We start from the raw sequence: 12,167 nt of genomic DNA, 5'->3' as shown, positions 1-12,167 counted from the left end.
GCGCGCTCGGCCTGCTCCTGCTGTTTCCCAACCCTCAGCAAAGGAGTAATCCGGGTGTCAGACAACGCTTCTCCCGGTCCGAGCGCATCGCTGCGCACCGACACCTTCACCTGCGTGCGCTGCGGCCTCGTCGTCGCCACGCTCGCCCCCGACAACAGCTGGCGTAACCACTGCCCGAGTTGCCTGAACTCACGACATACCCACGACCACGTCGAGGGCGGCACCTCCGAGTGCCGGGCCAGGATGGCGCCGCTGTCGATCGCCGTGCTGCGCACCGGCGAATGGGCCGTCGTGCATCGGTGCACCCGCTGTCACGAGCTGGCGCTGCACCCCGTGTGCGGCGACGACAACCAGCTCATCCTGATGCGCATGGCGGTCCGCCCGCTCGCCGAACCGCCGTTCCCGCTCGAAGTCTTCGGCGATCTGTAGGGGGTGTGCCATGCCACGCAGAAAGCCGGCGGGTCACCGCCCGCAACGCGCCAAACATGTATTGCACGGCCGCGCAGGCGAATCCGGCGACGCGTTCCGCTGCCTGGGCTGCCGGATGGACGTGCCGGTCGCCGCGCCCGGCACCGCCCACCGCAACCACTGCCCGCACTGCCTGACCAGCCGCCACGTGGACCGGCGCGTCCCCGGCGACCGGGCCGAGCCGTGCAAAGGACGGATGGAAGCGGGAGCATGTCCGCCCGCGACAACGGCGAATGGCAGCTCGTCCACCAATGCCTGGCCTGCGGCGCGGTCAAGGCGAACCGCATAGCCGGGGACGACAACGCCCTTGCCCTCATGCGAATAGCGTTGCGCCCGTTGGCCGATCCGCGGATCGGGCAGCGCGCGCTGCTGGCGCTGTGAGGTCGTCAGGCAGGGTCGCTCGATACACCGGCTTCGGCCGGTCGCGTGTCGGCCTGCAACGCTCGACGCACCTGCGTCGCTTCGGCGTCCAGTGCTGCCGCTTGAAGATAGGCGGCGGTGGATTCGGCGAGCAGCGTGGTCCACCGGGTGACGCGTTCGGTGCGGTGGGCGAGTTCACGTTCGGCCGCCGCGAGCGCGGCGGCGTCCCCGGCCGCGGCGGCTTCGGTTGCCGCGGTTCGGGCTTCGCGTTGTTTCTGGTCGGCGCGGAAGTGGAGTTCGCGGCAATGGTCGGGGTCGAACACCTCGGCGCGGATGTCGGCGGCCTCGGCTTCCAGCGCGGCGATCCGGGCCAGGCGAGGATCGGACTGGTCGATCGTCTCGTCGGGGGTCCACTCCTCCTCCGTGGATTCCCATGGCAGGTCGAAGGGTTCGTCGCCGAGTGCCTTCTGTTCGAGGAAGCGGCGGTGGTCCGCTTCGGCCCACTCGAGGTAGTCGCGGTATTCGTCCAGGTCCTGGTCGGTGATCGGGCGGTGCCGCGGGTGCGCGGTCATCGAGACCGCGACGCCGCCGTCGGCGTAGCGCAGCAGCACGGTGAGGACGGTGACCGGGCGCGGTTCGGACCGGCCCTCCACCCGCGCCATCATCACCTCGTAGCGGTACTCCTCCACCGCCGAGTCGCAGGCCTGCTCGAATACCCCGCAGGCGATCTCGTAGTGCTGGCTCGCGGTGCTGCCGGTCAACGGGTGCGCCTCACCCAGGTAGCTCTCGCCGGACTCGACGGTCGTGCCGTCGTGGACGATCTCCCAGGTGTAGGACTCGGCGGGTTCGTCGGCGGACGTGCCCGCCCGCGCCTCGGTGGTCTCGGTGGCGTCGTGCACAGTCCGCTCCCAATCTCGTACCCGAACAGGGCGGCGGCGGTCTGGCTTCGCGACGCCGTCCGCTGGCGGTTGCACGCCTATATTTCTCCTTCCGGGCCCAGCACGCCAGCGGCAAATCTGGGGACCGGCGGGTCGAGCGGGGACGGCCGCGCCGGCTAGTGCTGGACGGCCAGCCGGACGCCGAGCCCGATGAAGATCCCGCCGGTGGCGACCTCGATCCGGCGGCGCGCGGCGTGCCTGCGGCGCAGCCAGCCGCCGATCCGGCCGGCGAGCACGCCGACCGCACCGTCGACGAGGAACTCGAAGACGATCATGATCGCGCCGAGAATCACGAACTGCAACCAGATCTGGCCGCGACTCGGGTCGATGAACAGCGGGAGGAAGGCGATGGTGAACGTCACCATCTTCGGGTTCAGCAGGTTGGTGAACAGCCCGGACAGGTACGCCTTCCGCCCGGAAACCCCCACCCGCTCGTCCTCGGACGGCAGGCTCGACCGCCGCCGAATCGCCTGCACGCCAAGGTAGATCAGATATCCGGCGCCCAGCACCCGGACAACCGTGAAGGCCACGGGGACGGCGGCGAACAGCGCGGCGAGCCCGGCCGCCGCCACCGCGACGTGAATCGCCTCGCTCGTCGCCACTCCTGCCGTGGCCAGCAGTCCGGCTCGCGGACCTCCCCGCATCCCGCAGCCGAGGACGAACAGCATGTCCGGGCCGGGCGTGATCATCGCGATGAACGTGGTGGCCATGAAGGCGAGGAGGAGGTTCTGGTCGACCGGCATCGGCTGATTCTGGCAGCACAGCCCGGATCCGGCGACGCAATATCGAGCGCGGGCCAGGCCGGTGAGGAGATCGGCGTTGTTCAGTCCGCCGATTCGAGGAAGGAGACGCGGAATACCGCGCCGTCCGTGGTTGATTCGGCGGTTGCGGTGGCGCCGTGGAGGTCCGCGACCTGTCTGACGATGGCCAGGCCGAGCCCGTGGCCGGGTTTCGTCCTGGCGGTGGCGGATCGGTAGAAGCGGTCGAAGATGTGCGGGAGGTCCTCGGATGGGATGCCTGGGCCGTGGTCGCGAACGGTCAGTTCGTTGTCGTGCAGGCGGATGTGGACGCGGCCCCGGGGCGGGCTGAATTTGGCGGCGTTGTCGAGGAGGTTGGTGATGGCGCGGGTGAGGCGCGCGGGCGCGCCGTCGATAGTGGTCGGGACGAGGTCGGTGTCGAATGTGATTGTGGGCCAGTGGCGTTCGGCGGTGCAGAGACAGTCCGTCACGAGCAGGTCCAGGCGGAGGTCTTCGAGGGGCTCAGGGGCGGCTGCCGGGTCGTCGGCGCGGGCCAGGTCGATGAGGTCGGTGACCAGACCGGAGAGTTCCTCGGATTGGACGCGCAGGGCGGCGGCGGTTTCCTCGAGTTGGCCGGCGCTGAGGCGCGCGGCTCGGCGGAGCAGGTCGATGTTGGTGCGCAGGGCGGTGAGTGGGGTGCGCAGTTCGTGCGAGGCGTCGGCGATCAGCCGGTGCTGGGCGGCGCGGGAGGTTCGTTCGGCGGTCAGCGCCTGGTCGAGTTCGTCGAGCATGGTGTTGAAACTGGTTGCCAGGCTTTGGAGTTCGTCGGGACCGGAGACGGTGATGTGGTGACGAGGGTCGCGGGTGCCCGCGATGCGTTCGGCGGCGGCGGTCAGGGTCGTCACCGGGGCGACGGCACGGCGGGCGACGGCGAGACCGGCCGCGATCGCGAGCAGAATCCCGACGGCGGCCGCGGCGAGCAGGGCGTAGGCGACGCGGCGCAAGCTGGTGTCGACCGGGTCCGAGCGCTGCGCGATCTGCACCGCCGAGCCGGAACGCAGCGGCGCGGTGTACATCCGGAGCGGATAGCCGTCGAGGCTGACATCGCTGAAAAACGCGGATCGGGTGCCCGAGGCGACCGCCGTCGTGGCGGAGTCGACCGGTAGCGGCTGGTTCGGGTCGTGCGCGGATTCGATGTGCCCGTCGGCGGCTACCACCTGGACGCAACTCGGCGCGGTCAGGTACCGGCACGGTCCGGACGCGGTGGCGACGTCCGCGTCCGTGGTGATCGTCCGGGTGATGCGGGTCGCTTCACGGCGCAGGCCGAGGTCCAGGGAACTGTCGAGTTCGTGCGCGACCACGGCGTAGGCGGCGAATCCCATGCCCGCGAGCGCCACGGCGATGGCGGCGACGCAGAACAGCGCGACGCGGGCGCGCAGCGAACCGGGCAACCTCACGGCGGGGCCAGCCGGTAGCCGATGCCGCGCAGGGTGTGGATGAGCCGGGGCTCGTTGTCGGCTTCGAGTTTGCGCCGCAGGTAGCGGATGTAGACCTCGAGCGAGTTCGACGTCGAGCCGAGCCCGGCCCCCCACACGCGTTCGATGAGCGTCTCGCGGGGCAGCGCTTGGCCTTCGTTACGCAGCAGCACCTCGAGCAGGGAGAACTCGGTGCGGCTGAGTTCGACCAGGCGTGGACCGCGGCGAACCTCGTGCGCGGTGGTGTCCATGACGAGATCCGCACACGACAGCACGGCACCGTCGTCGGGATAGGTGCGCCGGACCAGTGCACGGACGCGGGCGAGCAGCTCATCCAGATCGAACGGTTTGACCAGGTAATCGTCCGCGCCCGCGTCCAGGCCGTCGACCCGATCGGCGACCGCGTCCCGCGCGGTGAGCATCAGGATCGGGGTGCGATCACCGCGCGCCCGCAACCGCCGGCACGCCGTCAGCCCGTCCATGAACGGCATCAGCACATCCAGCAGCACCACCTCCGGCTGCCAGCGCTCGATCTCGGCCAGTGCCGCGGCGCCGTCGCCCGCGGCGCGGGTCTCGTACCCTTCGCTGTCCATCGCGCGCACGAGTGCCTCGCGGACCGCGTCCTCGTCGTCCACCACCAAAACGCGCATGGTCCGGATACTACGGATCGGGTCCGCGCAGGCCCGGGACCCCGAGGCGGTCTCATCGAACTCTCATCCGGCCGCGGCACCGTGCCTGGCATGAGACGCCGGAGCAACGAACGCACCCGCCGCAGGATCGCGGCCGGGGCCACCCTCATCACCGTCGCGCTGGTCGCTGGGCTGGGTATCACGGCCTGTGGCGACGACACCGCGAACGCGCGACCCGAGCAGCGCGGTGACCACCTGCTGTTGCCGATCGAGGGCGGCCGGGCGGACGTGGACACGACATCGCTGGCGATCACCGGCATCACCGGCGAGGGCACGCGCATCGCGATGTCCGACGGTGCGCACGGCGGGCTCGGCGCGGCCGGCCCGATCCGGATCACCGGCGATCTGGCGACGTGGACCTACCCGGCGACGGGACTGACCGTCGCGGCCGACACCGCCGACGGCCGGCTGCGAGTCCACGTGCGAAGCGACCGCGACGAGCGGCTGGCCTGGCCGGTGACCGGCACCGATCCGGCCGCCGCCGCACTGCAACTCCCGCGCGGCGAGGGCCTGTCGCTGCCGGTCGCCGATCCGTTCTGGAACTCCCCCGACGCCGCGCTGATCGACAACCCCCTCGACCTGACCTCCGGACTGACCATGCCGTTCTGGGGCTACCGCATCGGCGACCGCGGCGTGAGCTACCTCGTTCCCACGGACATCGGCACCACATTGACGGTGCGGTCCACCGACGGAAAGCTGCGCGCGACCGCCGAACACGATTTCGCGGCCAGAGCCGATACCCGGGACTACACCGTCACTTTCGCGCTTACCGACGCCTCCCCCGTCGCCGCCGCGAAGGATTACCGCGCCTGGCTGATCCAGCACGGCCAATTCCGTTCCCTCGCCGACAAGATCCGGGAGAATCCGCCGATCGCCAAGCTGCTCGGCGCATTTCACGCCTACCTCTGGGGCGACGGCCGCACGCCCGAGGCGATCCGCATGATGCGGGATCTCGGCCTTAGCCGCATGTGGCTCGGCTACGATGCCGGCGACGACCCGATGACCCGCGCGGCCGTCGACGCCGCGAAACAGGCCGGATACCTTGCCGGGCCCTACGATTCGTACGACAACGCGCAAGACCCCGCCACCGCCGACAATCCGAGCTCGCGCTGGCCCGGCCAGGTGTGGCCGACCGGCTGCGTGCACGACGCGAACGGCACGCCGGAAACCGGGTTCGGCGGCCGCGGCTGCTATCTCAGTTCCCAAGCGCTGGCCCAGGATCCGCGCCTGCTCGACGACCGCTACGCGAGCATCACCGCGAACGGGGCGAACACCTACTTCCTCGACGTCGACGCGGCGGGCGAGTTCTTCGACGACTACAGCCCCGGCCACCCGATGAACAAGAAGCAGGACCGCGACAATCGGCTCGCCCGTATGCGCAAGCTGGCCGGGGAACGCAAACAGGTGCTCGGCTCCGAATCGGCGGGTGCGTGGGCGAGCACGGTGCTGGCCTACAGCCACGGCTCCCAGACGCCGGTATCGGATCTGCTGTGGAAGGCCCAGCGCGACAGGGAAACCTGGGGCGGCTGGGCACCGGCGGACGCGCCGAAGTTCTTCTTCCAGCCGGCCGAACTTCCCGCCGCGGCCGCCGAGGCCATGTTCGATCCGGTCTACCGGGTCCCGCTGTACGAAACGGTGCTGCACGACTCGCTGATCAACCTGGACCGCTGGGAACTCGCGTACTACAAGCTGCCGCAACAGCAAACGATGCGCGCGCTGACCGCGATACTGAACAACACACCGCTGAACCTGGCGCTGGACCGGCAGCAGCTCATCGCGCACGGCGCGGAGATCGCCCGGCTGCAACAGTATTTCGCTCCGCTGCACGAGGCCGCGGGTACCTTGCCGATGACCGGCTTCGAGTGGCTCACCGACGATCATCTGGTGCAGCGCAGCACTTTCGGTGACAACGCGCTGACGGTCACCGCCAACTTCGGCACAGCGGCATCCGGCGACCTACCCGCGGGCTGCGTCGACGCCCGCCTCGCGAAAGACGCCGCACCACAGCGGCTTTGCCTCGGCAACTGACCCAGGAACCGCGAAAGACCCGGCGCCCCTCCGGCTCCGGGTCCTTCGGTCAGATCCTAGTCGACTAGGCGGGGGTGAATCGCGTCGGCAAAGCCTCCAGTCCCCGGATCACGACATTCGGCTTGTACGGCGGAGTGTCGGTGAGCAGGTCGATGTCCTTGACCTTGCGCAGCAACACCTCCAGCAGGATCTCCATCTCCAGCAGCGCCAGCGGCGCGCCGAGGCAGTAGTGGATGCCGAGGCTGAACCCGAGGTGCTTCCTGGCGGGGTTCTTCGGGTCGGAGTAGCGGGCGACATCGACCCGATCCGGTTCGACGAAGGCGTCGTCGTCACGGTTGGCCGAGTTGATCAGCACCACAACGCCTTCCCCGGCCTCGAAGTCGTGGCCGGCCACGGTGATCGGCCGGGTGGCGGCCCGGGTGGTGATCTGCACCGACGGCTCGAGCCGGAGCAGCTCGTCCGGCGCGTGGGCACACAGATCGGGACGCGCGCGCAGCGCGGCGATCTGGTCCGGGTTGCGCATGAGCTGCACCATGCCGGTGCCGATCAGGTTCGCCGTGGTCTCGTGCCCGGCCACGAAGGTGGTGATGCAGGTGGCCAGCAGCTCCTGTTCGGTGAGCACGTCGCCGCGGTCCTCGACCTGGGACAGCCCGCTGAGCAGGTCGTCCTTCGGGTTCACCCGCCGCTCGTTCAGCAGTTCGCGGAAGTAGGTCATGAAGCCGCGCGAGCCCGCGCTGCGCGCCTTCAGCGCCTCCTCGGGGAGTGTGTAGTCGTGGTCGAAGCCGCGGGCCAGGTCCTGCGACCACTGATGCACCTGGCCGTAGGCCTCCGCGGGCACGCCGATCAGCTCGCAGGCGATGATCAACGGCAGCGGGTAGGCGATGGTCTCGATGAGGTCGAATTCGCCTGCCTGGAGCGCGTTGTCGACGAGTTGCTCGGTGAGTTCCTCGATGCGCGGGCGCAGCCGGGTCACCATGCGCGGGGTGAAGCCCTTGGTCACCAGGTTGCGCAGCCGGGTGTGGTCCGGCGGCTCCATCCAGAGGAACGAGGTGGGCAGTTCGTCGGCCGCGTTCTCCGGCGACACCGTGGGATGCATCATCGCGGCCTCTTCCGCGTGACTCCACGCGGTGGTCGACAGCACCGCGACGCAGTCGTCGTAGCGAGTCAGCACGCGGTGGCCGAGCGGGGTCTGGTGCACCGGGCCCGCCTCGCGCAGCACGCGGGCGGGGGTATACGGGTCGGATCTGCCTTCGGGGCCGAACAGTTGGGCGATCGCGGTCTGTACGGAATCTTGTTCCGCGACAGCCGTGCTCGCGTGCGACGAGTCCATGTCGAGTGGTCCCTCCTGTGCGGTGCACCGGCGATCTGCCGGTGCCGCCGGTCGTTCGGAATGGGTCGGGAGGCGTGTGCCCGCGCCGCTGCGGGCGTTACCTCGTCGGCTCGGTAAGGATCGGGGTGCGGTCGACGGACGGTTGTCCGCCGATATCGGGCGCCGCGACGGGTGTGCGGTTGCCGCGCAACAGGATTCGGCTGGCGATGCGCGGATGCAGCAGCGCGGCCGGTGGTTCGACCAGGTTTGCCACGCGCAGAAAGGTCCGCGCCACCAGCGGATCGACATGCGCGGCGCGCTGAACGCGGGCCACGTAGGCATTGGTGAGGCGGGTCCGCGGCGTGCGCGGGCCGAGTACCCCGGGATGGCTGAGGTCGGCGCCCGCGGACAGCTGCCAGGCGACGTCCACCACTTTGCCTGCGGCGGAATAGAACCGGGCGGGCAGGCCGGGTAACTCGGCGCCGGCCCGGAGGCAGTCACGCAGGGCCATGGCCTGCTGCGCGGCCACCGCCATGCCCTGGGCATACAGCGGGTTGAAGCTGCACAGCGCGTCACCGAGCACCAGGAAGCCGTGCGGCACCGCGTCGAGTCGTTCGAACCTGCGCCGTACCGGCGACCGGAAGCGGTGCGGCACAGCCTCGTCGAGCGGTTCGGAGCCGACCACGATGTCATGGATGTCCGGCGCCGAGAGGGTGTTCGCGAACGCCGCGAAGCCGACCGGGTCGGTCGGCGGATGATCGCCGAGCAGGCCGGCCAGGGTGACGTGCCAGCGGTCGCCCTCGACCCGGATCGCCCCGCCGCCACGGCCGTTCGCGCCGGTCGAGACGATCACCGACGAGTGCTCGCCCAGTTGCCCCGGCGTGCGCCGGAACAGCCGGGACGCGTAGCCGAGGTCGACTTCCAGGCGGTCCTCCGCCGGTGCCTGCGCGCCGAGTGCGGTGAGCCACACGGGCGCTCGTGATCCGCGTCCGGTCGCGTCGACCACCAGATCCGTCGCATGCGCGTGCGTGCCGTACGCGCCGGAGACCGACACCGCCCGCACCCGATGCGCGTCACCGATCAACCCGCGGGCCGCGCCTTCACACAGCCGAACGCCGGGCGTGGCCAGGGTGCGTTGCCGCAGAACGGCTTCCAGCAGCGGCCTGGTCGCCAGCACCGAGGTGAGCCCGGTCGAACTCGGCGCGACCCGCGATCCGCCGACATACCACCGGGTTCCGACCAGTGCCTCGGTGGTGATCGCGCCACGCTCGGCCAGCTCGGAGGTGAACCCGGGGTAGAGCTGTTCGATGATGGTGCGGCCGCGATCGAGCAGCCCGTGCAGATGCCGCCCCTGCGGCACCCCGCGGCGCACATCGACGCCCTCAATGGTGTCCCGCTCGAAGATGGTTACCTGCGCGAAATGGTCGGAAAGCACTCTGGCGGCGAGCAATCCGGCGATGCCCGCGCCGAGCACGACCGCGTGCCGAGACTCGATCATGACGCCCTCACAGCCACACCGGGAGCGACCGGATCCCGCGATGGATCAGGCTCGGCTGGTACTCGATCTCCTCGGTCGCGAGCGCGAGATTCGGCGCCTCGTCGAGCAATTGACCGAGCGCGGCCTCGGCCTCGATCCGGGCCAGCGGCGCACCGACGCAGTAGTGGATGCCGAGGCTGAAGCCGAGATGTTTCCTGGCGGGCCGGTTTCCGGCGTAACGGGTGATGTCGAAGGTGTCGGCGTCCGGAAAGACGCGATCGTCGCGGCTCGCCGACGCGGTGAGCACGACAACCCCGTCGCCACGCTCGAACCGGTGCTCGCCGACCTCGGTGTCCGCCAGCGCGACCCGGATGGTGAACTGGGTCGGCGCGTCGTACCGCAACATCTCCTCCAGCGCGGGACCCATCAGCGACCGGTCGTCGCGCAGCAGCGCAAGCTGTTCCGGGTTGCGCAGCAGCGCGAGCATGCCGTTGCCGATCAGATTGATCGAGGTCTCCATGCCGGCGACCAGGGTGAGCAGCGCGATGCCGATCACCTCGGGCTCGGTCAGCTGCCCGTCCGCACTCGCGGCGACCAAGGCGCTCAGCAGATCCGGCGTCGGGTTCGCCTTTTTCTGCTGGATCAGCCGGGCGAAGTAGCCCATGCATTCCATCGCGGCGGTGCCGCGCGCGGCCACCTCGGCCTCGCCGAGCAGCGAATCCGGGTCGCTGCCGCGGGCGATCGCCAGCTGCCACTGCCGGAACAGCGCGGCGTCGGCGGGATCCGCGCCGAGCAGCCGCACCGGCACCATGGCCACCGCCAGCGGCACGGCCAGGCCGTTCAGCACGTCCAGCTCGCCGCGCCGCACGGCCGCCTCGACCAGGTCGTGCACGACCTGCCCGGCCAGCGGCACCAGCTCGGCCATCATTCGCGGCGTGAACGCCTTGGCCACCAGCTTGCGGTAGCGGCCGTGCTCGGGCGGGTCCATCCGGACGAACGAACCGGGGATCGCGGCGGTGGTGTCGCGAAACGGGCTGATGCCCGCGGCGTACCCGTGACCCCAGTCGTTGCCGGTCAGGATCGCCGCGCATTCCTCGTAGCGGGTGATCAACGTGACCGGCACGTCCCCGAATTCGTACGGGAACAGCGGTGCGGCGTCGCGCACGCGGCGGTAGGCCGGATACGGGTCGGCCCGTTCGCTCGGCTCGAACGCGTCGAAGGTGACCTCGGCGGGGACTGCGGTGCTCATCGGGGCTCCTGTACTCATCGGCCGTCCAGCCGGACGTGAAGGTGCGACATGCCGCGCACGACCACATTCGGCCGGTACGGCGGTTCGTCGAGCAAGGTCATCGATCCGACCCGCTCGGTGAGCGCGCGCAGCACCACCTGCATCTCCAGCCGGGCCAGCGGCGCGCCGAGGCAGTAGTGGAGGCCGAGCCCGAAGGACAGGTGCCGCTGCGACTTCCGGCCGCGGGCGTAGCGGGCGATGTCGAAGCGGTCGGCGTCGGGGAAGGCCAGGGGGTCACGGTTGGCCGAGCCGAAGAGCACGATCACCGCGTCGCCCGGCGCGAAAGTGTGCCCGGAGAGGGTGATTTCGGCGTGCGCGGTGCGGGTGGTGAGGTGCACCGGCGCGTCGTAGCGCAGCACCTCGTCGACGGCGGGTTCGCACAATTCGGGGTAGGCGCGCAGTCGCTCGAACTCGTCCGGGTCGCGGATCAGCGCCAGCACGCCGTTGCCGATCAGGTTCACCGTGGTCTCGTGCCCGGCGACCACGAGGATCAGCAGGGTGCCGAGCAGTTCGTTGGCGGTGAGCCGGGCACCGGCGTCGTCGGCCTGCACCAGAGCGGTGATCAGGTCTTCGCGCGGGGATCTGCGCCGCTGCTCGACCAATTCGCCGAAGAAATCGAGAAAGGCGTGCACGGCGGCGGTGCGGGCGGCGAGCTCGTCCGGCGACAGCAGCAGGTCCGGATCGAGCCCGCGGGCGATGGCCGTGGAGATCTCGCGCACGTGATCGTGCGATTCCGCGGGCACGCCGAGCAGGTCGCAGATCATGGCCAGCGGCAGCGGATAGGCCAGCGCGTCCAGCAGATCGACGTCGCGGTCGGCCAGCATCTTCGCCATCAGGCCGTCCACCAGTTGCTCGGCCCGCTCGCGCATGCCGCTGACGGTGCGCGCGGTGAACGCCTTGCTGACCAGGCCGCGTAACCGGGTGTGGTCCGGCGGTTCCATCCACAGGAACGAGCCGGGCAGCTCGACCTCGCTGTCGCCGTGCAGCAGCTGCGGTTCCTCCGCGTGGCTCCAGCGCGGGTCCTGCATGATCGTCTGCGCCTCGTGGTGACGGGTCACCAGGTGCATGTCGTGCGGGCCGGGCACGAACGGGCCCGCGGCGCGCAACGTCGCGTAGGCGGCATACGGGTTGTGCCGCATATGCGGCGCGACGCTCTCGATGACCGCCAGCTGGACCGGGGTCAATTCCTCGACCGCCGAATGGTCGGAACTCACCGGCAACTCCTGGATAACTGGAAACGGGATAAACGCGGATAGCTGAAGTAATTCCGCGATCAATCGTCGGGCTTCCCGACACCTGCCGACGACGGCGATCAGCCGTTCCTATCGCGTCATAGTCGAATTCCTTTATCGTGCACAGCGATTGGCCGATCGCGCTTATTTATCGAACACCGTAATT

Annotated in this window: 12 protein-coding genes; 4 read left to right on the top strand and 8 right to left on the bottom strand. The window is 69.9% G+C overall.

Features of this window, described 5'->3' with window-relative positions:
- Positions 1 to 54: 54 nt before the first annotated feature.
- Genes ACFYO1_RS35175 through ACFYO1_RS35165 form a run of 3 tightly spaced genes read left to right on the top strand, consistent with a single transcriptional unit; the run spans position 55 to position 849 of the window.
- Positions 55 to 429 carry an RNHCP domain-containing protein gene (locus ACFYO1_RS35175; RefSeq protein WP_387240950.1) on the top strand — a complete coding sequence of 125 codons (375 nt, stop codon included), beginning with the start codon at positions 55 to 57 and terminating at the stop codon, positions 427 to 429.
- A gap of 10 nt (positions 430 to 439) precedes the next feature.
- Positions 440 to 757, top strand: coding sequence for an RNHCP domain-containing protein (locus ACFYO1_RS35170; protein ID WP_387240947.1), 318 nt, complete (start codon positions 440 to 442; stop codon positions 755 to 757).
- Positions 679 to 849 carry an RNHCP domain-containing protein gene (locus ACFYO1_RS35165; RefSeq protein ID WP_387240944.1) on the top strand — a complete coding sequence of 57 codons (171 nt, stop codon included), beginning with the start codon at positions 679 to 681 and terminating at the stop codon, positions 847 to 849. Before ACFYO1_RS35170 ends, ACFYO1_RS35165 begins: the two co-directional genes overlap by 79 nt.
- 5 nt (positions 850 to 854) lie before the next feature.
- Here the strand turns inward: ACFYO1_RS35165 and ACFYO1_RS35160 are convergent, their stop codons facing one another.
- The 4 genes from ACFYO1_RS35160 to ACFYO1_RS35145 all read right to left on the bottom strand — a co-directional run bounded on the left by ACFYO1_RS35160 (position 855) and on the right by ACFYO1_RS35145 (position 4,628).
- Positions 855 to 1,727 (bottom strand): hypothetical protein, encoded by an 873-nt coding sequence (locus ACFYO1_RS35160; RefSeq protein ID WP_387240941.1) that lies wholly within the window; start codon positions 1,725 to 1,727, stop codon positions 855 to 857.
- Positions 1,728 to 1,882: 155 nt separating this feature from the next.
- The gene (locus ACFYO1_RS35155; RefSeq protein ID WP_387240938.1) at positions 1,883 to 2,509 is read right to left on the bottom strand and encodes a LysE family translocator; all 627 of its coding nucleotides are present in this window, start codon (positions 2,507 to 2,509) and stop codon (positions 1,883 to 1,885) included.
- Positions 2,510 to 2,589: 80 nt separating this feature from the next.
- Complete coding sequence (locus ACFYO1_RS35150; protein ID WP_387240935.1) at positions 2,590 to 3,960, bottom strand: ATP-binding protein; 1,371 nt, start codon at positions 3,958 to 3,960, stop codon at positions 2,590 to 2,592.
- Positions 3,957 to 4,628 carry a response regulator transcription factor gene (locus ACFYO1_RS35145; RefSeq protein ID WP_387240932.1) on the bottom strand — a complete coding sequence of 224 codons (672 nt, stop codon included), beginning with the start codon at positions 4,626 to 4,628 and terminating at the stop codon, positions 3,957 to 3,959. Before ACFYO1_RS35145 ends, ACFYO1_RS35150 begins: the two co-directional genes overlap by 4 nt.
- Before the next feature lie 90 nt (positions 4,629 to 4,718).
- Between ACFYO1_RS35145 and ACFYO1_RS35140 the strand changes: the two genes are divergently transcribed.
- The gene (locus ACFYO1_RS35140) at positions 4,719 to 6,695 is read left to right on the top strand and encodes a glycoside hydrolase (RefSeq protein WP_387240928.1); all 1,977 of its coding nucleotides are present in this window, start codon (positions 4,719 to 4,721) and stop codon (positions 6,693 to 6,695) included.
- A 64-nt stretch (positions 6,696 to 6,759) separates the two neighbouring features.
- Here ACFYO1_RS35140 and ACFYO1_RS35135 read toward each other — a convergent pair whose 3' ends face one another.
- From ACFYO1_RS35135 to ACFYO1_RS35120, 4 genes are all read right to left on the bottom strand, one after another.
- Positions 6,760 to 8,025: a cytochrome P450 gene (locus ACFYO1_RS35135; RefSeq protein WP_387240925.1), complete on the bottom strand. Its 1,266-nt coding sequence runs from the start codon at positions 8,023 to 8,025 to the stop codon at positions 6,760 to 6,762.
- Positions 8,026 to 8,122: 97 nt separating this feature from the next.
- Complete coding sequence (locus ACFYO1_RS35130; protein WP_387240922.1) at positions 8,123 to 9,502, bottom strand: FAD-dependent oxidoreductase; 1,380 nt, start codon at positions 9,500 to 9,502, stop codon at positions 8,123 to 8,125.
- Between the two features lie 7 nt (positions 9,503 to 9,509).
- The gene (locus ACFYO1_RS35125; protein ID WP_387240919.1) at positions 9,510 to 10,730 is read right to left on the bottom strand and encodes a cytochrome P450; all 1,221 of its coding nucleotides are present in this window, start codon (positions 10,728 to 10,730) and stop codon (positions 9,510 to 9,512) included.
- A gap of 14 nt (positions 10,731 to 10,744) precedes the next feature.
- Positions 10,745 to 11,983, bottom strand: coding sequence for a cytochrome P450 (locus ACFYO1_RS35120; RefSeq protein WP_387240916.1), 1,239 nt, complete (start codon positions 11,981 to 11,983; stop codon positions 10,745 to 10,747).
- Positions 11,984 to 12,167 lie beyond the last annotated feature (184 nt).

Source organism: Nocardia sp. NPDC006044, assembly GCF_042871115.1.
Taxonomy (GTDB): Bacteria; Actinomycetota; Actinomycetes; order Mycobacteriales; family Mycobacteriaceae; genus Nocardia.
Note: the sequence above shows the minus strand (reverse complement) of the source record. Positions and strands in the feature narration are given on the sequence as shown.